Below are 19,798 nucleotides of genomic sequence, written 5' to 3'. Positions count from 1 at the left end.
CGTATCGTGACTTTCAGTGGCTGCGGCGAGCCAGCCACGCCGCGCCCGTCTCGGCGCGGCCGTGTCATCCGCACGAGAGGCAGGGAAGCGTGATGTCCACCTACCAGGGGAGCCGGCGCCCAGCACGACCCAGGCGACGATCCCGGTGGTTCTTAGCCGGCGGCGTCGTGGCGGGCAGCCTGGTGGTCGCGGCGGTGGGGCTGGGCGGGGGCGCGGCGAGCGCCGCCGACCACGGGCTCTCCGCACCCGATCAGGGCCGGCCTGTGCTGGTGCCCACCGGCGACCCGACCGACCCGGAGCACCCGCGACGGGCGGGCGAGCGGCCCGACGGCGGTGAGCGCCGGTACGAGGCGGGCCCGCAGGGCACGGACGGGCGACCGGACGACCCGCGCAGCGGCTGGGAGCGGGCCGCCGGAGGAGACCCGCAGGAGTCGCGTGGCACCGGGGACGACCCGCACCAGCGTCGCGACGGCGGCGGCAACCGGTGGCACCGGGACGCGATCGCGGTGCCGTGCGACTCCGCCCAACTCATCGCGGCGCTGGTGCGGGTCAACGCCGAGGGCGGCGGCACCCTCCGGCTCGCGCCGAAGTGCACGTACCCGCTCACCCACGCGTTCGGGCAGCCCGACCAGTACGACGGCGGGATCCGCGACGCCCGGGAGGCCGCCGACACGGCGGAGAACCCCGGTGACGCCGAGGCGCCGCCGCGCAACCCGGCCGACGACAAGTCCGGCCTGCCGGTGATCTACCACCCGGTCACCATCGAGGGCGCGGGCGCGACCATCGTCCGCAAGACCGACGCCGAGGCGTTCCGGTTCTTCACCGTCCGCGACGGCGGCGAGCTGACCCTGCGTGACGTCGTCCTGCGCAACGGCCGGTCGGCCGCCGAGGGCGGCGCCATCCACGTCGTGCACGGCGCCTCGGCCGTCGTCGAGCGCACCACGATCACCCACAGCGTCTCGCTCTCGGCGGAGGGCGGCGGTGGCGCCATCTTCAACGACGGCAACATGCTGGTCGACGAGAGCACCTTCGTGTCGAACAACGCGGCCGGCAAGGCGGGCAAGGGCGGCGGGTTCCTCAACGGCGGCGTGCTCACCATGCACCGCTCCGAGTTCCGCGACAACAGCGCCGTCGCGTACGGCGGCGGGCTGGCCAACTATCGCGGCGCGGCCGAGGTGCAGGGCAGCACCTTCGCGCACAACACCGCCACCCACGGCGGTGGCGTGGCCAGCTTCTCCGCCCGGACCCGGGTCTCCGACACCAAGGTGCTCGGCAACACCGCCCAGATCGGCGGCGGCCTGGCCAACTCGGACGCGGTGCTCTTCCTGCGCCGGCTCACCGTGCGGGACAACACCGCCACCGGCAACGGCGGCGGCATCTCCACCTTCCAGGGGCTGGTCCCGCTCGACGACAGCGTGGTGGCCGGCAACACCGCGCGCGGCAACGGCGGCGGCCTCTACGCCGAGAAGTCCAACCTGCTGGTGCGGCAGAGCGAGGTGAGCCGCAACACCGCCGTCGGGGCCCGGTCGACGGGCGGCGGCATCTTCGCCTCTCTCGGGCAGCTCACGCTCCACCGCAGCGAGGTGATCCGCAACGGGGGGACCACCGGCCCGGGTGGCATCCACGCCGACAAGGCCCGGGTGACGGTCGACGACGAGACCGACGTCATCGAGAACCGGCCCACCAACTGCGCGGGCTCCCGGGTGCCGGTCACCCACTGCTTCCGCTGACCGCGACCATCGGCTCTGCCCATCCGCGGCCCGCCGGGGACGATCCTGCGATCGCCCCGGCGGGCCGCCCGCCGTCCGGATCAGCCGAGCGCGCGCAGCCGGGAGGCCAGCTCGGCGGCGAAGAAGTCGAGGAAGCCGTCCGGGTCCGGGCCGGCGTTCTGCAGCACGATGTGGTCGAAGCCGGCGTCGAGGTACGGCCGCACCGCCTGGACGTGCACCTCCGGGTCGGGGCCGACGGCGAACAGCTCGCGGACGTGCCGCTCCTCCACGTACGAGCTGGCCGCGTCGAAGTTCACCGGGTTGGGCAGCTCGCTCATCACCTTCCAGCCGGTGACCATCCAGCGGCTGGTCTGCAGCACCGCCTGCACCGCCTGCCCCTCGTCGGTGGCCCAGGCCAGCGGCACCTCGGCGTACCGCGGGCCCTGCCCGCCGGCGGAGCGGTAGTGCTCGACGATCGACCCCTTCGGCTCGGTGGCGAACAGCCCGTCACCCAGCTCGGCGGCCAGCGCGGCGGAGTCCGGCCCGCTGGCCGCCACCGCGATCACCGGCGAAGTGTCGGGCAGGTCGAAGACCCGGGCGTCCTCCAGCTGCAGGTGCCTGCCGTCGTACGACTGGTAGCCGCCCTGCCAGAGCAGCCGGATGATCTCCAGCGCCTCGCGGAGCCGTTCGTGCCGCCCGCGTACGCTCGGGAAGCCCTGCCCGACCACGTGCTCGTTGAGCCGTTCCCCGGCGCCCACGCCGAGGGTGAACCGCCCGTCGGAGATCAGGGCCAGGGTGGCGGCGGCCTGGGCGATGATCGCCGGGTGGTAGCGGACGGTGGGGCAGGTGACGCCGGTGGCCAGCCGCAGGGTGGTGGTCCGGGCCGCGACGGCGCCCAGCACGCTCCAGGCGAACGACGAGTGGCCCTGGGCTTCCAGCCACGGGTGGAAGTGGTCGCTCATCTCGACGAAGTCGAAGCCGACCTGCTCGGCCCGGACCGCCTGCCGGATCATCTCCTGCGGTCCGTAGCCCTCCGCGGCGAGCTTGTAGCCGATCTGCATGTGCCCTGCTCCCGTCCGTGCGGCGGTGGAGCCAGGGCCGTTCCCGCCGCGACCCGCGGCAAACGTCACCGCTGAGCGGGCCGCTGAGCGGCCCCTGAGCGGTGCTCTGAGCGGCCCCTGGGCGGCCTCGGCGCGGTCGCCGGCCGCTCAGGCGCGTCGCACCAGCAGGTAGCAGCGCTCGCTGGCGTGCTCCCGCGCCGGGTCCGGCCGGCGGTCCAACCGCGCGGTGAGGGCGAGCCCGGCCCGGGCGAGGGCGGCCACCTCGGCCGCCGGGTCGAGGAACCGGAAGGTCAGCGCCACCGGGTGCCCCCACCAGTCGGTGAGCGTCCGGGCCTGCCCGGGCGGGGTCTGCTCGTCGCCGGTGTGGAAGGCGATCAGGGCGCTGCCGCCGGGGCGCAGCACCCGGGCGAACTCGGCGTAGGCGGCGGCCCGCCGGGGCGGGTCGAGGTGGATCACCGCGTACAGGCAGACGATCGCGGTCACCGCGGCGGAGCGGACCGGCAGCGCGGTCATGTCCGCCGCGCAGCAGGGCAGCGCGGTGGCGCGGTGGGCGAGCGCGCACATCGCCGGCGACAGGTCGACGCCCACCGGGCGCGCGCCCCGCCCGGCCAGCTCGGCCGCGGCCTGGCCGGGCCCGCAGCCCACGTCCAGCACCGGCCCGCCGGCGCCGAACTCGGCCAGCGCGGCGAGCAGCGCCCGGTCCAGCGGCTTGCCGGTCAGCTCGTCGCCGATCTCCGCCGCGTACCGGCCGGCCACCTGGTCGTAGCTGCGTCGGGTGTCGGTCGTCTCGGTCACGGTGACCAGTCTGGACCGTCCGCCCCGGTCCGGCTGCCCCGCCGGCCCTCTTCCTGACCTTCCGGGCAGGCGCCGGCCGGACCGGCACGCGACGGCCCGCGCCGCGGGGGCGCGGGCCGGACTGGAGCGTCCTACTTGGACGGCTCGGGCAGCTCGCAGTCGACCTTCGGGTTGGCGCCGATGTAGTTCAGCGGTCCGGCCACGATGGTCACCAGGATCGTGCCGGCCTCCGCGCAGTTGGTGTCGTCGTTGCCGTAGTAACCGCGCTGGCCGGCGGCGATCGCGCCGATGATCAGCCAGATGACGACCAGGACTCCGAGTATCGAGGTGCCGCGCATGGTTGCCTCCAGGGGTGGTGGGTTCGAGGTGCAGGCGTTGTACCCAATCGCGCCGATCGGCTAACGGAGGCACCGATCGGTCGGCCGGACCGCCCCGTCCGTCGGGCGCGGCCGGCCGGTGGTACGGCGGCGGATCGCCCGCCCGCGCCGGCTGCGGCGGGTCGACTATCGGATCGACGACCCACCACCGTGCCGGGCACCGCGACGGACGTACAACTGCGTCACGGCCCGCCGAGGAGGACCCATGGGCGTCTGGAGACCGCACCTGTTCGTCGACCGTCCCGAGGACGTGGCCGTGGCGGCCCGCGCGCTGGCCGGCGGCGCGGTCGTCGCGGTCGCGTTCGGGAACTTCTACGCCGTGGTCACCCGGCCGGACGCCGGCACCGTGCGCCGGGTCAACCTCGCCAAGGGGCGGCCGGCCGGCCAGGTCGGGAGCATCACCGCCACGCCCGGCCGGATCGCCGACCTGTTCGACTGGTCGCTGGTGCCGCACCGGCTGCCGCAGCGGCGGGTCCGCCAGCTGATGGACGCGCTCTACGGCGCGGGCCCGTTCGGCTTCCGGGGGCCGGCCGCTGCCGGGTTGCCCGCCCACCTGACCCAGCACGACCAGGGGGTACGCACCACCCAGGTGATCGCGCCCGGGCTCGCCTGCCCGTCGAACGCCTTCTTCGCCCGGGCGGTCGCCGAGGCCGGGGTGGAGCACCTCTACATCACCTCGGCGAACCGGTCCCGGCACCTGACCGGAGCGGACGAGGAGCCGGCGCACTGGCGGGCCGACGGCATCGTGGCGGACTTCGCCCACCTCGACGACCTGGTCGTCCTCGCACACCGGGACGAGGCGGCGGCCCGGGCCGCGTACCCCGACCACCTGCCGGCGTCGGTGACCCTGCTGTCGTTCCACGCGCCCACGGGCGACCCGGAGGAGCCGCCGGTGCTCACCGTCGACCGGCACGGGTCGCTCCACCTCGACCAGGTGCGCCGGGCGGCGGCGCCGTTGGGGCTCCAGGTACGCCTCGGCCCCGCCGCGGGGCAGCGGCTGCGGGTCCGGGCCTACGCCGAGGCGCTGGTGTGACCGGTCGCCGGCTGCCGGAGTTGTGGCTGGGTCAGTGCGGCGGGGAGGGCGCCTCCGGCGGCTTGCCCCGGCTGCGCCGGCGATCGGCCAGCGCCACCCCGAACAGCACCAGCATCGCCGCGAGCGCGGCGAAGACCGGCGGCAGGAACAGCGCCGCCGGCGCGGCGGTGAGCAGGACGAGCAGCCCTCCGGGACGGGACAGCGAGACCCGGCTGAACACCTCGTACTCGAACGCGGCGCGGCCGAGCAGGAACAGCCCGGGGCCGCCGAGGATGACCGCCACCCAGGCCGGCGGCGTGCTGCCCTCCGGCTTGTGCAGCACCAGATCGAACCCGGCGGCGGTGGTGACCACCCCGGCCACCATCAGCAGGTGCGTGTACGGGGCGGTGTTGAGGAACTTGCTCGGGTCCCGGGCGGACGCGATGGCCAGCGGCAGCAGTTCCCCGGACTTGTGCACATAGACCCGCCAGAGCAGCAGCGTGGTGGTGAACGCGATCGCGAACGCGGCGATGTTCTCCGCCTCGGAGTGCTTCAGGCTGAACATGGTGCCGATGGTCAGGATGGCGTCGCCGAGGGCGATGATGAAGAACTGCTGGTACCGCTCGGAGAGGTGCTCGGCGGTGACGTTGCGCTGGCTGTCGGGCACCACGCCCAGGCCGGGCACCGGGTAGGCCAGCCGGAAGCCGGTGTAGTCGATGGCCAGCGCCAGCGCCCAGAGGGCCATCCGGCCGTCCCCGGAGACGAACGCGCCGGCGATCCACGGCACCGCCGAGACGGCGAACCAGAGGAAGATGCGGGCGGCCCGGCGCTGGGTCTGTCGGTGCCCGCGGACGGTCGGCATGAGGAACAGTCCGCGACCGAGGTGGATCGCCACGTACGTGCCGGCGAAGACCAGCCCCCGGGCGCCGAACGCCTCCGGGATGGCCGTGGTCATCAGCAGCGCGCCGAACATCACCGCGGCCACCAGCAGCTTGATCTCTCGGCGTTCCGGATCGTAGAGGTCGGTGACCAGGGTGGTGATCGCCCACGTCCACCACATCGCGGCCAGCATGATCAGGGCCTGCCCGGCCCGGTGCCAGTCCAGTTCCTCGATCAGGCCCCGGGAGATGAGGGCGAGGGCGACCACGTAGACGAGGTCGAAGAAGAGCTCCAGCAGGGTCACCCGCCGGGGCGCCTCCGGGTCGCGCATCGGGGGGCGGTCCCGGCTCGGGGCAGGCTCCGGCGTCGGGTCCTGCACGGGCTGCTCCTGGCGGGGATCGGCTCGGCGGGCCGTCCGGCCCTGTTCCGACGGTAGCGATCTCCAGCCGACCACGCGTCCGGTATGCGGCTTTTTCGGCGCGGATCGCCGCGGCTGGATCCCCGCGGCCGACGCGCCGGCCGGTGGTTCCCGCGGTCGCGGCCCGGCGGTCGGTTCGTCGACCGCCGGGCCGCGACCGGTCAGGCGTCGTCCCCGCCGGCGGGCAGGACGGCGGCCGCCTCCGGCGTGCCGGCCAGCACCTTGGCCTGCTGCGGCCAGGTGGCGAGGCCGGGCGCGGCACGCAGCCCGGCGGCCCGGATGAGGTCCCGCAGGCCCGCCTCGTCAAGCTCGGCCAGCTGCCGGTAGGTCCGGACGCCGGCGGCCTGCAACGCGGCCGCCATCTTCGGCCCGACCCCCTGGATCCGGCGGAAGTCGTCGGCCGGCTCGGCGTCCCCGGCGGCCTCCGCGGCCGGCGCCGGCGCGGGTACCGGCCGCACCGGCGGAGTGGCGACGGCCGGCCGCGCCGGCGGCTCGTCGGCCACCGGCCCACCCGACCTGGCGGCGGCGTCGGCGTCGACGGGCTCGGCGGCGGTCTCGGCCTCGACCGGCTTGGCGGTGTTGGCGTCGACGGGCTCGGCCGTGGTCGGCTCGGCCGCCGCGACGTCCGAGGTCCGCTCGGCGGCCGGCGCCGGCCGCTGCCCGACCACGGCCGGCTCGTCGTCGTCGGTGCGGTCGGTGTCGGGCACGCTGACCGGCACCTCGGCCCCGGGCCCGTCCTCGCCGTCGCGGGCGGCCAGCTCCGCCACCAGGGCGGCGTCGGCCTCGGCCGGCTCGTCGACGCCCCGGCCCCGGTCGGTCGCCGGGTCGGGCGTGGACGCCGGGCCGTCGGTGAGCGCCATGTCGGCCGGGTCCACGGTGTCGGCCGCGGGGCTGGCCGGCCCCGGCTGGGCCGGCACGGTGTCGACCGGCGCGGGCTGCTCGGCGACCGCGGCCGGGGCCGGGTCGACGGTCGCCTCGGGCCGTACGGTGTCGGTGGTGGCGACGGGCGCCGGCTCGGCCACCACGGCCGTCATGCCGCCGGCGGCGCCACCGTCCATGCCGGGCGAGCCGGCGGTCGCTGCGTCGCGCCGGCCGCGCAGCACCCAGCCGGCGGCCAGGCCCACCAACAGAGCCACGATCAGTATCAGCCAGTGCCCGAAAGACCACGCCACGGCAAACCTCCCTCTCGTTCACGTCGGAATCTCGCGAGAAAAACTCGCCGCAGCTTCGCACACGCGCGATCCGGCGGACAGGGAGGCTCGGCATCCATCCGTGCCGGCGGGACGGGCCGTACCGGCGGTGCCCGACGGGCGACGGACGGTGTCGGGGGCGGCCGGCCGCCGCCCGCAGCGGGCGGACAGCGGGACGACCCCGGCGCCGCCGGGCGCCGGGGTCGTGACGGGACGGTCGTCAGTCCTCCTCGCCCCGGTAGGTGTAGAAGTCGTCGACGAACTTGCGGCGCAGCCGGGGCACCCGGCTGGTGACGGTGAAGTAGCCACGGGCGCCGAGCAGCGCGAGCCGGCCGAACAGCGGGTGGTACATCCGGTCGTCGCCGTTGGTGCCGCTGCGGTTCAGCGAGTCGGCGACCCGGGCGAACCCGTACGGCACCATCACCGTCTCGTAGTCGGCGACCGCCTGCACCAGCGGCTTGTCGCCGGCGGCGGCCAGCCGCAGCTGCCGGCAGAGCAGGGCGGCGTCGCGCAGCGCGGTGTTCGCACCCACCCCGCGGCCCGGGGTCATGGTGTGGATGGCGTCGCCGAGCAGCGTCACGGTGCTGCTCTTCCACGGCGGCACCGGTTCCGAGGTGCTCACCCTGATCGGCAGGGCGCTGTCCGGGTCGCCGCAGGCCAGCAGCTCGCGCAGGTTCGGGTGCCAGCCGCGGGTGAGTTCCAGGGCGAGCCGGATCAGCTCCTCGCCGCGGCGGCGCATCACGTCGGCGGGGAACCGGCGGGCGGTGCTCCAGATGACCAGGTTGATGTTGTCCCGGGTGTTGTCGTGCGCCAGCCCCGGCCAGCGGGCCAGCACGGCCGCGTCGGCCGCGCTGACCTCCGGCTTCACCGCGCCGTCGCGGTCCCACTTGAACTCCATCACGTGCAGCACGCCCATCATCCCGCCGGCGCCGAAGATCAGCGAGATGCCCCGGCGGATCCGTTCCGGCAGCAGGCCGCGGGTGTGTGGGGTGAGCGGGATCCGGGTGGCGATGTTGATCGTGCCGGCGTCCCGGGTGACCGCGTGCGGCAGGTACTGGTGGCGGACCGCCGAGTGGGTGCCGTCCGCGGCGACCAGCAGGTCTCCGGTGGCGGTGCTGCCGTCGGCGAAGTGGGCGGTGACGGTGCCGTCGTCGCGCTGCTCGTAGCGGATAAAGGTCTTGTCGAAGTGCACCACGTCCTCCATGCCGGTCAGCAGGACCTGGCGCAGCGTCATCCGGGCCACCGAGCGTTCGGTGTCGACCGGGTCGGTGTCCGGCCGCAGTTCGAACGACGCGGTCTGGCGCATCCGCTGGCTGATCACGTTGAAGTACCGCGGCGACCGGGCGCAGGTGGCGAGGTAGGTGTCGAACAGCTCCGGCGGCAGGCACTCGCGCAGCGCCCGGCTGCCGGTCGGGCCGATGCCGACCCGGTAGCCGAGCAGCCCCTCGCCGCGGGTGCGGTACCGCTCGTAGACGGCGACGCTGATCCCGGCGCGGCGCAGCCCGTGCGCCAGGCAGAGCCCGCCGGTGCCGGCGCCGATGACCAGGACGTGCGGTGTGCTGGCGGCCATCGTGATCGGCCCGCTCACCCGGCCGGTCGCGGCGCGGGCGCCGACGCCGCGTCCCACCGGTAGAAGCAGCCGGCGATGGCGTCCCGCGGCGAGCGCCAGGTCGGCAGGTACGGCGAGGTGTGCGCCGAGAGCCGCTCGTTGACCTGGCGGTAGAGCGGATGGTTGCGCGCCTCGGCCAGCGCGTCCGGGTCGACCTCCGCGGTTTCCATCAGGTGTACGCACAGGTCGTGCAGGCAGTACAGGGACCGGTGCCGGACACCGGTCAGGGTGGGCAGTTCGGTCGCGTCGGACTCGGCGAAGATCTGCGCCACCCGTCCCTCCGCGCCCGGGATGATCCTGCTGACGATCAGTAGACGGCTCATGGGACCCCTCTCCCCGGTGGCGCTCCCGGCGGGGAAGCGGCCACGGACACCTGTGCCGCCCACCCTGCCCGCCGCCCTGTCACCCGGCCGTCACCCGCGTCGCGGCGGCGATGACGGGTGGGTTCAGCGGGTCGCGCCGCGGGTGGCCGGGTCGCGGCGGGGGCGGGGCCGGGCGTCGCCGCTGGCCTGCCGGATCGGCGCGAGGGTGTCGGCGAGCAGGGCGCTCATCGCCGCCGACGGTTCCAGGTGCAGCTCCCGGCGCAGCAGGTCCCGGTAGACGTAGTAGGCGTGCACCGCCTCGAAGGCGTTGCCCTCGGCGAGGTGGATGCGGACCACCAGCCGGTGCGGGGTCTCCCGTAGTGGCTCGGCGGCCATCGCCTCCAGAGCGGCCTCCAGCGCCTCGCCGTGCCGGCCGGCCGCCAGGTGCTGGCACGCCACCTGTTCCAGCATGTGCAGCCGCAGCTGGCGCAGCCGCTCCCGCTCCAACAGCACCCAGTCGTCGTACCAGCCGGGGAGCAGGTCGTGCCGGCCGGCGCAGAGCGCCCCGGCGGCGGTGCCGGGGTCGTCGCCGTCGCGGACCCGGGCGGCCGTGCCGACCAGGTCGTCCACGTCGACCCGCACCAGCGGGTCGAGCCGCAGCGTGTCGCCGCTGGTGTCCAGCGGGCAGCAGGGGTCCTGGCGCAGCCGCCACAGCGCCGTCCGCAGCGAGGACAGCGCCCGCTCCTCCGGCGCGTCCGGCCAGAGCAGCCCGGCCAGGTTGCTGCGGGTGACTCCGGGGCGCAGCCCGATCAGCGCGATGACCCGTTGCAGGCCGCGCGGCACCACCACCGGCGCGTCGGCGTGCAGCAGCTGGAAACCGCCGAGCAGGTGCAGCGAGATGCCGGCGCCGGGACGTCCCCCGGCGGTCGGCACGGATGGATAAGCGGCCACGCGGCACCCCCTGCGGAACGCTCGTCCCGACTGTCTGCTGTGTCCCCGGCGCGGCCGCCCGTGACGCCACTGTCGAGCTCGCTCCGCCGCGGCACCGGCGGCGCGTGCGGCGCCCGCCGGGGTGACCGCGACGAAGATTATCAATAGCGATTACGCTGCGTCAACACGTTGGTCGGCGATTCGACGCTCCGCCGGCGACCGTGAGAACCGCTCCGAACTGCGAATATGCCACTGCGGGATGGCGCGTCGGTCAGCGGACGGACAGCGGATACACAGCTTGCGTCAACGCACCGTCACCAAGCCGGGTCGCCCGTCGGCGATGCCCGGTGACGGCCGGGTGACGCCTCCGGGCGCATCGTGTCGGCAGTCGTCCGGCGCGTCCGCCCGGGGTCGCCGGCACCGGACGCCGTGGGGGGAGGCTCATCAATGGACCGTTCGCTCATCGTCGCGAAGGTGGTACCGACCGCCGAGGCGCGGGTCGCCGAGATCTTCGCCGAGTCCGACGCGACCGAGCTGCCACGCCTGGTCGGGGTCCGGCACCGGTCGCTGTACCGGCTGCACGACCTCTACGTGCACCTGCTGGAGACCGAACTGCCGGGCGACGCGGCGGTGGAGACGGCCCGCGGCCACCCCGAGTTCGAGCGGGTCAGCGCGCGGCTGCGGCCATACGTCTCGCCGTACCTGCCGGACTGGCGCTCACCGCGGGACGCCATGGCCCGCTGCTTCTACCGCTTCGACGCCGCGCCCGCCGGACGGCCGTCGTGACCGCCACCGCGCCCCGGGAGGCGCAGCTCTGGTCCCGCTGCGCCGGCTGCGCCACGCTGCTGTACCGCAAGCGGCTGCACCGCAACCTCGACGTGTGCCCCGAATGCGGCACGCACGCCCGGCTCGGCGCGCCCGACCGGCTGCGCCAGCTGGTCGACCCCGGCTCGTTCACCATGCTGCCCGACCGTCCGGCCGAGGTGGATCCGATCGGCTTCGTCGACGTGCTGCCGTACCCGCACCGGCTCACCGCAGCCCGCGCCGGCACCGGGCTGGCCGAGGCGGTGCTCTGCGGCACCGCCACCATCGGCCGGCACCCCTGCGCGCTCGCGGTGATGGACTTCCGCTTCCTCGGCGGCAGCCTCGGCAGCGCGGTCGGTGAGCTGATCACCCGCGCCGCCGAGCGGGCCCTGGCCGACCGGATCCCGCTGGTCCTGGTCACCGCCTCCGGCGGGGCGCGGATGCAGGAGGGTGCCCTGTCGCTGATGCAGATGGCCACGGTCAGCCAGGCCGTCGCCGCGTTGCGCGAGGCGGGCCTGCTCACGGTCAGCGTGCTCACCGACCCGACGTACGGGGGAGTGGCGGCGTCCTTCGCGACCAACACCGACGTGGTGATCGCCGAAAGCGGCGCCCGGATGGGCTTCGCCGGCCCCCGGGTGATCCGCCAGGTCACCGGCCGGGCACTGCCCGACGGCTTCCAGACCGCCGACTTCCTGCTGCGGCACGGGCAGGTGGACATGGTGGTGCCCCGGCGGGCCCTGCGGAGCCGGCTGACCGCGCTGCTCGCCGCGGCCCGGGCCGCCCGCCGGCCCGACCCGGCTCCGGACGTACGCCCGTCGCAGCCGGCCGCCGTGGACCCGGCGACCGCCAGCTCGGCGTCGGCGGCCGGCGGCCCGGCCGGCGACGCCTGGGCAACCGTCCGCGCCGCCCGGCACCCGGACCGGCCGACCACCCTGGACTACCTGGAGTCGGCGTTCGACGACTTCGTCGAGCTGCACGGCGACCGGCTCGGCGGGGACTGCCCGGCGGTGGTCGGCGGCCTGGCCCGGCTGGCCGGCCACCCGGTGATGGTGATCGGCCACCAGAAGGGGCACACCACCGCCGAGCTGGTTGCCCGAAACTTCGGCATGGCCAGCCCGGCCGGGCACCGTAAGGCGCTGCGGCTGATGCGGCTCGCCGCGCGGCTCGGCCTGCCCGTGGTGACCCTGGTGGACACCCCCGGCGCGGATCCCGGCGTGGCCGCCGAGCAGCAGGGCCAGGCGGCCGCCATCGCGGAGAACATCCTGGCGCTGACCATGCTGCCCACCCCGGTCGTCGCGGTGATCACCGGGGAGGGCGGCAGCGGCGGGGCGCTGGCCCTGGCCGTCGCCGACCGGGTGTTGATGCTCCGGCACGCGGTCTACTCGGTGATCAGCCCCGAGGGCTGCGCGGCGATCCTCTGGCCGGACCGCGGGGCGGCCCCGCAGGCGGCCCGCGCGTTGCGGCTCACCGCGCCCGACCTGTGCCGGCTCGGGGTGGTGGACGAGGTGGTGCCGGAGCCGGACCCCGCGGCGCAGGACGATCCGGAGGCAGCCGGCCGACTGCTGCGGGTGGCCCTGCTGGCCAACCTCACCCCGCTGCTGGAGGTGGCCCCGGCGACGCTGGTGCGCCGGCGGCGGCAGCGGTTCCGGCGCTTCGGCGCGGCCGGCGTCCGGGCGGGTGCCCGGTGACCGCCGCGCGCACCGGGAGTTCGCCGGACACGGCCACCCCGCCGCCCCGCTCCGGCCCGCCGGCAGCCGACGCGAGTCCGGACCGGGTGGACGCCGTGCTGGCCGGGCTGCGCCGGCAGGCCCGGCAGCTCGTCGCCGAGCTGGCCGGACCGGTGCGGCGGGTCCGGCTGCGCAGCGGGCAGACCGTGCTGGAGGTGGAGTGGCACGGCCCCTCCGCCCCGGCCGCAGGACCCGCGCCGGCACCCCGGCCGGCGCCCGAACCCACCGCCGGGCCGGTGGCGCCGGCCGCGGGCGGGGACGGGCCGGCCCGGAGCACCGTGCGCTCGCCGATCGTGGGCACCTTCTACCGCGCGCCGGAACCCGGCGCCGCGCCGTTCGTCGCCGTCGGCGACCTGGTCCGGCCGGGCCAGGTGGTCGGCATCGTCGAGGCGATGAAGCTGATGAACGAGGTGACCGCGGACCGGGCCGGGCGGGTGGTCGAGATGCTGGCCGAGGACGGCCAGCCGGTGGAGTACGACCAGCCGCTGGTCGCCCTGGAACCGGCCTGAGGTGGTGGCGATGTTCGAGAAGGTGCTGATCGCCAACCGGGGCGAGATCGCCCTGCGGGTGCTGCGGGCCTGCCGCGAACTGGGGGTGCGCACCGCGGTGGTCTACTCCAGCGCGGACGCCGACTCGACGCCGGTCCGGCTCGCCGACGAGGCGGTCCGGATCGGGCCGGCGCAGAGCCGGCGCAGCTACCTCAACGCCGCGGCGATCGTCGAGGCGGCCCGGCAGGTCGGCGCGCAGGCCGTGCACCCGGGCTACGGGTTCCTCTCCGAGGACGCCGACTTCGCCGAGATCTGCGAGCAGAACGGACTGACCTTCATCGGCCCGCCGCCGCGGGTGATGGCCGAACTGGCCGACAAGTCCTCCGCCCGGGCGCTGATGCGCCGGGCCGGGCTGCCACTGCCGCCGGGCAGCGTCCGACCGGTGCCGACGGCCGCGGCGGCGGTGGCGGTGGCCGCCGAGGTCGGCTACCCGGTGATCGTCAAGGCGGCGGCCGGCGGCGGCGGGCGGGGCATGACGGTGGTCCACACCCCGGCGGAGCTGCCCCGGGCGTACGCGCGCACCCGGGCGGCCGCGCAGGCGGTCTTCGGCGACGACCGGGTGTACGTCGAGCGGTACCTCACCGACGCCCGGCACGTCGAGGTCCAGGTGCTCTGCGACCAGCACGGCAACGGCGTGCACCTGGGCACCCGGGACTGCTCGGTGCAGCGCCGGCACCAGAAGCTGGTCGAGGAGGCACCGGCGCCGGCACTCTCCACGGCCACCCTGGAGGCGATCGCGGCGGCCGCCCTGCACGGCGCCCTCGACGTCGGCTTCACCGGCGCCGGCACTGTCGAGTTCCTGGTCGACGCGGACGAGCGGTTCCACTTCCTGGAGATCAACTGCCGGATCCAGGTGGAGCACCCGGTCACCGAGATGATCACCGGGATCGACCTGGTGCACGAGCAGTTGCACATCGCCGCCGGCGTGCCGCTGCGGCTGCGGCAGCAGGACGTCCGCCCGCACGGGGTGGCGGTCGAGTGCCGGGTCAACGTGGAGGATCCGGACCGCGACTTCGCCCCGACCCCCGGCCGGCTGGAGCGGTTCGTCCCGCCCGGCGGCCCGTTCACCCGGGTCGACACCCACGGACACCCCGGCTACGTCGTCGGCCCGTACTACGACTCGCTGCTGGCCAAGGTGGCGGTCTGGGCGCCCGACCGGGACCTCGCCCTGAACCGGCTGGAGCGGGCGCTCGACGAGTTCGACGTCGCCGGGCCGGGGGTGTGCACCACCATCCCGTTCGTCCGCCGGGTGCTCGACGATCCCGGGTTCCGCAAGGGGCGCTACTCGACCGGCCTGGTCGACCGGCTGCTCGCCGCCCGGGACCCGGCCCGACCGGCCGCGCCGACCGGGCCGCCGTCCGGGTCGCCGGCCACCCGCCCGCCCGACGCCCGGCCACCCGGCGGGCCGCCCGCCGCCCGCCCGCCGACCGGGCCCGGCGAGCCACCGGCCACCCGCCCGCCCGGCGTACCCGCCGACCCGCCGGCCACCCGGCCATCCGACGCCGCCCGCCCCGGCGGGCCCGCCGGCCCGCCCGACCGACCGCACAGGAGGACCCGATGACCGTCACCCATGGCCGTCCGCTGACCGGGGAAATCACCGAGATCCTGGTGGCCCACTGTGGACTGGACCCGGACGCGGCCGCCCGCGCGCCGGCCGCGTCCCTGGAGGAGCTGGGCATGGACTCGCTGGCCCTGCTGGAGCTCTCCGCCGTGGTCGCCGACCGCTGGCAGGTGCAGATCCCGGAACAGGCCGCCCAGCTGAGCATCCCCGCCGTGGCGGAGCTGGTGGCCCGCCGGGCCGACCCGCTTGGACACACCGAGAACAGCGTGCTGATCGCGGCGCCCCTGCCGCTGGTCTGGGAGGTCACCAACGATGTCGCCCGCTGGACCGAGCTGTTCACCGAGTACGCCCGGGTGGAGATCCTGCACCGCGACGGCGACACCGTGCGGTTCCGGCTCACCATGCACCCGGACGAGAACGGGATCGCCTGGAGCTGGGTCAGCGAGCGCACCGCCGACCCGGCGACCCGGCAGGTCCGGGCGCAGCGGGTGGAGACCGGGCCGTTCGAGTACATGCGGATCCACTGGCGCTACACCGAGGAGCCCGGCGGTACCCGGATGACCTGGGTGCAGGACTTCGCCATGAAGCCGGCCGCGCCGGTGGACAACGCCGGCATGACCGACCGGATCAACGCCAACAGCGCGGTGCAGCTGGCCGTCATCAAGGAGCGGGTGGAACGGCTGGCCCGCGACGGCGCGCCGACCGGCGAGTTGAGCGGAGGCGACGATGAGTGAGCGGACACTGCGGCTGGTCGCCGCCCGGGACGTACCGCCGGACCGGCGCCGTGGCGGTGAGCTGCGGGTGCTGCTCGGCCCGCGGACGGTCGGCAGCACCTCCGGCTTCATGGGGGTGGCGGCGCTCGCGCCGGGGGAGCGGATCGCCGAGCACTATCACCCCTACAGCGAGGAGTTCCTCTACGTGTGCCGCGGCGCGATCACCGTGGACCTCGACGACCGGCCGGTGCCGCTGGCCGCCGGGGAGGCGTTGCTCGTTCCGGTCGACGTCCGGCACCGGCTGCGCAACACCGGCGACGAGCCGGCCGAGGTGGTCTTCCACCTCGGGCCGCTGGCGCCCCGGCCCGAGCTCGGCCACGTCGACACCGAGCTGGCCGAGCACCGGGGTGGGTCGTGAGCGCGAGGAGTGAGCCGGGGTTGCGAGCCCCGCAGTCGCGAACAGAGGTGTTGTCGTGAGCCGGCGCCGCACGGTGGTGACCGGCATCGGGGTGGTCGCACCGGGCGGCGTGACCCGGGACCGGTTCTGGAAGGCGATCACCGAGGGGCGTACCGCGACCCGCCGGATCACCTTCTTCGACCCGTCGCCGTTCCGGTCCCGGATCGCCGCCGAGTGCGACTTCGACCCGGTCGCCGCCGGGCTCACCGAGGCCGAGCGGCGCCGCGCCGACCGGTACGTGCAGTTCGCGCTGGCCTGCGCCGCGGAGGCGGTCGCCGACGCCGGACTGGACCTGACCGAGGCCGAGCGGGACCACGCCGGGGTGGTGCTCGGCACCGCCGTGGGCGGCACCATGGCGTTGGAGCAGGAGTACGTGCGGGTCAGCGACACCGGCCGCCGGTGGCTGGTCGACCACGCCCGCGGCGGCCCGTACCTGTACCAGGCGCTGGTGCCCAGCAGCCTCGCCGCGGACGTGGCCTGCCGGCACGGCCTGCACGGCCCGGCCCAGGTGGTCTCCACCGGGTGCACCTCCGGCATCGACGCCATCGGGTACGCCCACCAGCTGATCGTCGACGGCGAGGCGGACGTGGTGCTGGCCGGTGCCGCCGACTCGCCGATCTCCCCGGTCACCGTGGCCTCCTTCGACGCGATCAAGGCGACCAGCCCGGACAACGACGACCCGGCGCACGCCTCCCGGCCGTTCGACGCCGACCGGCAGGGCTTCGTGCTCGCCGAGGGCGCCGCGGTGCTGGTGCTGGAGGAGGCCGGGCACGCCCGGCGACGCGGCGCGCACGTCTACTGCGAGGTGGCCGGCTACGCCAGCCGCAGCAACGGCTTCCACATGACCGGGTTGCGGCCGGACGGGGTGGAGATGGCGCTGGCGGTCAGCGCCGCGCTGGGCCAGGCCCGGATCGCCCCGGAGCAGGTTTCCTACGTCAGCGCGCACGGCTCCGGCACCCGACAGAACGACCGGCACGAGACGGCGGCGTTCAAGCGGGCGCTCGGCGAGGCCGCGTACCGGGTGCCGGTCAGCTCGATCAAGTCGATGGTGGGGCACTCGCTCGGCGCGATCGGCTCGATCGAGATGGCCGCCTGCGCGCTGGCCATCGAGTATGGCGTGGTGCCGCCGACGGCCAACTGGGCCACCCGCGACCCGGAGTGCGACCTGGACTACGTGCCGAACGAGGCCCGCGAGCTGCCGGTGGACGTGGCCCTCTCGGTCGGCAGCGGCTTCGGCGGCTTCCAGTCGGCCATGGTGTTCCGCCGGCTGCCCCGGACGGTGCCGGCGTGACCGCCCGGGCCGTGGTCACCGGGATCGGCGTGGTGGCGCCCAGCGGCGTCGGCGCGGACGCGCACTGGCGGACCGTGCTGGCCGGCACCCGCCGGACGGGGACGATCACCCACTTCGACCCGGCCGGCTATCCCACCCGGTACGGCGGCGAGGTCCCCGGCTTCGACGCCGCCGGGTACGCGGACAACCGCCGGCTGGTGCAGACCGACCGGTGGACGCACCTGGCGTTCGCCGCCACCCGGCTGGCGCTGGCCGACGCCGGGCTGCCCGAACGCGCCCCCGACCCGTACGGCTGGGCGGTCACCCTGGCCAGCTCGTCCGGCGGGAACCTGTTCGGCCAGCGGGAACTGCAACGGCTCTGGGGTTCGCCGGCGCGGACCGTCGGGGCGTACCAGTCGATCGCCTGGTTCTACGCGGCCAGCGTCGGCCAGCTCTCCATCCACCACCAGTTCAAGGGGCCGTGCGGCGTGCTGGCCGCCGAGTCCGCCGGTGGCCTGGACAGCCTGGCGCACGCGGTGCGCACCATCCGCCGGGGCACCCCGGTGGTGATCGCCGGCGCGACCGAGTGCCCGCTGAGCCCGTACGCGCTGGCCTGCCAGCTGCGGTCCGGGCTGCTCAGCGACGTCGCCGACCCGGAGCGGGCGTACCGGCCGTTCGACGTCGCCGCCAGCGGCTACCTGCCGGCCGAGGGCGGCGCGGTGTTCGTGGTGGAAGAGCTGGGGCGGGCGCTGGCCCGGGGCGCCCGGATCTACGGCGAGGTGACCGGCTGGGGCGCCACCCACGACGGCGTGCACACCGGACCGGACGGCGCCGGCGACCCCCGGCAGTACGCCCGGGCGATCCGGCTGGCGCTGGACCGGGCCGGCGTCGAGCCGGCGGAGGTGGACGTGGTGCTGCCCGACGCGCTGGGCGTGCCCCGCTACGACCGCGCCGAGGCCGCCGCGCTGCGCGCCGTCTTCGGCACCCGCCCGCCGCCGGTGACCACGCAGAAACCGCTCACCGGCCGGGCCCACCAGGGCGGTTCGGCGGTGGACGTGGCGACCGCGCTGCTCGCCTTCCGGCACGACACGCTGCCCGCGTCGGCCGGGCCGGACGAGGTGGCCGAGGGCTGCGAGCTGGACTTCCTGCGTGCCCACCGGCGGCCGGCGAGCCGGACCGCCGTGGTCTGCGCGCGCGGCTTCGACGGTTTCAACAGTGCCCTGGTGCTGCGCGGCGCGGCGCCGGCGGAAGGAGTGGCGTGATGACCGATCAACGGGCCCGGGTGGTGTTCCTGGTGCGGGTGCCGGCGGCCCGCACCGAGGCGTTCCTCGCCGCGTACGAGCAGATCCGCCACCAGGTCGCCGGCGGGGTGCCCGGGCACCTGGTGGACCAGGTCTGCCGCTCGGCCACCGACCCGGAGCAGTGGCTGATCACCAGCGAGTGGGCGGCGCTGGCCGACTTCGAGCGGTGGGAGCGCAGTCCGGAGCACCGCGACCTGGTGCGGCCGATGCGGGAGTGCTTCACCGACGCCCGGTCGCTGCGCTTCCACATACACGCCCAGACCCACTCCCATGCTCCCGCCCAGACCCCGGTCGAGACGCCGGCCTGAAGCCTCAGCGCGGCGTCGTCAGCGGCGCCGGGGCGGCCGGCCGCCGGATCCGGTGGGAGGCTGCGGGGATGAGCGAACGTGACCTGCCCGCGTTGACCCGGGCCGAGCAGGAGCTCGTCGAGCGGTACCTGCGCATCGTCGACCTGGTCGCCCGGCTGAACCCGGCCCGGGACAGCGGCCACTTCGACCCGCTCGGCTGCGCGGTCGCCGCGCAGGCCCTGGCGGCCGAGGCGAAGGCGGTCGCCGCCGTCGCCGAACTGATGCGCGAGCGCGGCGAGACGGAACTGCACGCCGGCACGCTGGCCCGCGCGATGCGCGCGATGGACGGCGAGCGGCGCACCGCCCGGGTGGTACTGCCACCGGCGCCCTGACCCCCGCGCGCGGGGTCGGTCGGGCCGCCGCGTGCCCGGTCCGTCGGGCTGCCGCCCGGTCCGTCCGACCGCCACCCGGTCGGCCGCCACCGGGCCCATCCGCGCCACTGTGGAGCTGATGTCCTGGACGACTCACGGCGGAGGGTCCGTCCGGACGGATTGGTGCGGCGCACGGCAGACCCTGTCGGCACCATAGTTCGGGGGCGGGCCGGGCGGTGAAAGTGGTTGAGTCGTTTGCGACATCAGCTCCGTAGCGGTGCGGGTTGGGGTCCGGCCGGGTGTCGGGTCCGTGGCCGGGTTGGGCGGCGGGAGTGGTCGAGTCGTTTGCGACATCAGCTTCCTAGTGGTGCGGGTTGGGGTCCGGCTGGGTGTCGGGTCCGTGGCCGGGCCGGGCGGTGGGAGCGGTTGAGTCGTTTGCGACATCAGCTCCACAGCGCCTGCCGGCGGAGGTCCGAT

General features: G+C 75.5%; 19 protein-coding genes and 1 pseudogene. 12 read left to right on the top strand and 8 right to left on the bottom strand.

The genetic code is table 11. The annotated features are described in order from the left end of the window. Positions 1-92: 92 nt before the first annotated feature. A complete protein-coding gene (locus GA0070609_RS12745; RefSeq protein ID WP_157748125.1) occupies positions 93-1,730 on the top strand; it encodes a right-handed parallel beta-helix repeat-containing protein in 1,638 nt (545 codons plus the stop codon). An 80-nt stretch (positions 1,731-1,810) separates the two neighbouring features. Here GA0070609_RS12745 and GA0070609_RS12740 read toward each other — a convergent pair whose 3' ends face one another. The 3 genes from GA0070609_RS12740 to GA0070609_RS12730 form a co-directional block, all read right to left on the bottom strand. Beyond that, positions 1,811-2,770 carry a TIGR03557 family F420-dependent LLM class oxidoreductase gene (locus GA0070609_RS12740; RefSeq protein ID WP_088994015.1) on the bottom strand — a complete coding sequence of 320 codons (960 nt, stop codon included), beginning with the start codon at positions 2,768-2,770 and terminating at the stop codon, positions 1,811-1,813. 147 nt (positions 2,771-2,917) lie between these two features. Beyond that, positions 2,918-3,565 carry a class I SAM-dependent methyltransferase gene (locus GA0070609_RS12735; RefSeq protein WP_197700261.1) on the bottom strand — a complete coding sequence of 216 codons (648 nt, stop codon included), beginning with the start codon at positions 3,563-3,565 and terminating at the stop codon, positions 2,918-2,920. 131 nt (positions 3,566-3,696) lie between these two features. Then, entirely contained in the window at positions 3,697-3,903 is a 207-nt protein-coding gene (locus GA0070609_RS12730; protein ID WP_088994014.1) for a hypothetical protein, read from the bottom strand. 244 nt (positions 3,904-4,147) lie between these two features. Here GA0070609_RS12730 and GA0070609_RS12725 point away from each other — a divergent pair, with 244 nt between their 5' ends. Then, a complete protein-coding gene (locus GA0070609_RS12725; protein WP_088994013.1) occupies positions 4,148-4,975 on the top strand; it encodes a hypothetical protein in 828 nt (275 codons plus the stop codon). Positions 4,976-5,006: 31 nt separating this feature from the next. Here the strand turns inward: GA0070609_RS12725 and GA0070609_RS12720 are convergent, their stop codons facing one another. From GA0070609_RS12720 to GA0070609_RS12700, 5 genes are all read right to left on the bottom strand, one after another. Then, complete coding sequence (locus GA0070609_RS12720; RefSeq protein WP_231928662.1) at positions 5,007-6,212, bottom strand: low temperature requirement protein A; 1,206 nt, start codon at positions 6,210-6,212, stop codon at positions 5,007-5,009. 200 nt (positions 6,213-6,412) lie between these two features. After that, positions 6,413-7,387, bottom strand: a complete 975-nt coding sequence (locus GA0070609_RS33605; protein ID WP_231928660.1) for a hypothetical protein — start codon at positions 7,385-7,387, stop codon at positions 6,413-6,415. A gap of 274 nt (positions 7,388-7,661) precedes the next feature. Beyond that, positions 7,662-9,011 (bottom strand): FAD-dependent oxidoreductase, encoded by a 1,350-nt coding sequence (locus tag GA0070609_RS12710; protein WP_088997693.1) that lies wholly within the window; start codon positions 9,009-9,011, stop codon positions 7,662-7,664. 14 nt (positions 9,012-9,025) lie between these two features. Then, a complete protein-coding gene (locus tag GA0070609_RS12705) occupies positions 9,026-9,373 on the bottom strand; it encodes a TcmI family type II polyketide cyclase (protein WP_088994010.1) in 348 nt (115 codons plus the stop codon). Positions 9,374-9,496: 123 nt separating this feature from the next. Then, complete coding sequence (locus tag GA0070609_RS12700; protein ID WP_088994009.1) at positions 9,497-10,303, bottom strand: AfsR/SARP family transcriptional regulator; 807 nt, start codon at positions 10,301-10,303, stop codon at positions 9,497-9,499. Between the two features lie 426 nt (positions 10,304-10,729). Here GA0070609_RS12700 and GA0070609_RS12695 point away from each other — a divergent pair, with 426 nt between their 5' ends. The 10 genes and pseudogenes from GA0070609_RS12695 (at position 10,730) to GA0070609_RS12650 (ending at position 19,342) form a co-directional block, all read left to right on the top strand. Next, positions 10,730-11,068, top strand: coding sequence for a TcmI family type II polyketide cyclase (locus GA0070609_RS12695; protein WP_088994008.1), 339 nt, complete (start codon positions 10,730-10,732; stop codon positions 11,066-11,068). Then, complete coding sequence (locus GA0070609_RS12690) at positions 11,065-12,774, top strand: acetyl-CoA carboxylase carboxyltransferase subunit alpha (protein ID WP_088994007.1); 1,710 nt, start codon at positions 11,065-11,067, stop codon at positions 12,772-12,774. The genes GA0070609_RS12695 and GA0070609_RS12690 overlap by 4 nt, the downstream gene beginning before the upstream one ends. Beyond that, positions 12,771-13,322, top strand: a complete 552-nt coding sequence (gene accB / locus GA0070609_RS12685) for an acetyl-CoA carboxylase biotin carboxyl carrier protein (protein ID WP_088994006.1) — start codon at positions 12,771-12,773, stop codon at positions 13,320-13,322. Before GA0070609_RS12690 ends, accB begins: the two co-directional genes overlap by 4 nt. A gap of 10 nt (positions 13,323-13,332) precedes the next feature. Next, positions 13,333-14,676: pseudogene (locus tag GA0070609_RS12680) on the top strand (acetyl-CoA carboxylase biotin carboxylase subunit); the annotation flags it as partial. Between the two features lie 242 nt (positions 14,677-14,918). Beyond that, positions 14,919-15,656: an SRPBCC family protein gene (locus GA0070609_RS12675; protein WP_088994005.1), complete on the top strand. Its 738-nt coding sequence runs from the start codon at positions 14,919-14,921 to the stop codon at positions 15,654-15,656. Beyond that, positions 15,649-16,053 (top strand): cupin domain-containing protein, encoded by a 405-nt coding sequence (locus GA0070609_RS12670; RefSeq protein ID WP_088994004.1) that lies wholly within the window; start codon positions 15,649-15,651, stop codon positions 16,051-16,053. Before GA0070609_RS12675 ends, GA0070609_RS12670 begins: the two co-directional genes overlap by 8 nt. Positions 16,054-16,108: 55 nt before the next feature. Continuing rightward, positions 16,109-17,383, top strand: coding sequence for a beta-ketoacyl-[acyl-carrier-protein] synthase family protein (locus GA0070609_RS12665; RefSeq protein WP_088994003.1), 1,275 nt, complete (start codon positions 16,109-16,111; stop codon positions 17,381-17,383). Then, on the top strand, positions 17,380-18,624 hold the full coding sequence (locus tag GA0070609_RS12660) for a beta-ketoacyl synthase N-terminal-like domain-containing protein (protein ID WP_088994002.1): 1,245 nt from the start codon (positions 17,380-17,382) through the stop codon (positions 18,622-18,624). The genes GA0070609_RS12665 and GA0070609_RS12660 overlap by 4 nt, the downstream gene beginning before the upstream one ends. After that, complete coding sequence (locus GA0070609_RS12655; protein WP_088994001.1) at positions 18,624-18,971, top strand: antibiotic biosynthesis monooxygenase family protein; 348 nt, start codon at positions 18,624-18,626, stop codon at positions 18,969-18,971. Before GA0070609_RS12660 ends, GA0070609_RS12655 begins: the two co-directional genes overlap by 1 nt. Positions 18,972-19,039: 68 nt before the next feature. Continuing rightward, positions 19,040-19,342 (top strand): hypothetical protein, encoded by a 303-nt coding sequence (locus GA0070609_RS12650; RefSeq protein WP_088994000.1) that lies wholly within the window; start codon positions 19,040-19,042, stop codon positions 19,340-19,342. Positions 19,343-19,798 lie beyond the last annotated feature (456 nt).

This window comes from Micromonospora echinaurantiaca (assembly GCF_900090235.1).
Taxonomy (GTDB): domain Bacteria; phylum Actinomycetota; class Actinomycetes; order Mycobacteriales; family Micromonosporaceae; genus Micromonospora; species Micromonospora echinaurantiaca.
This window is presented reverse-complemented; position numbering and strand designations above follow the sequence as displayed.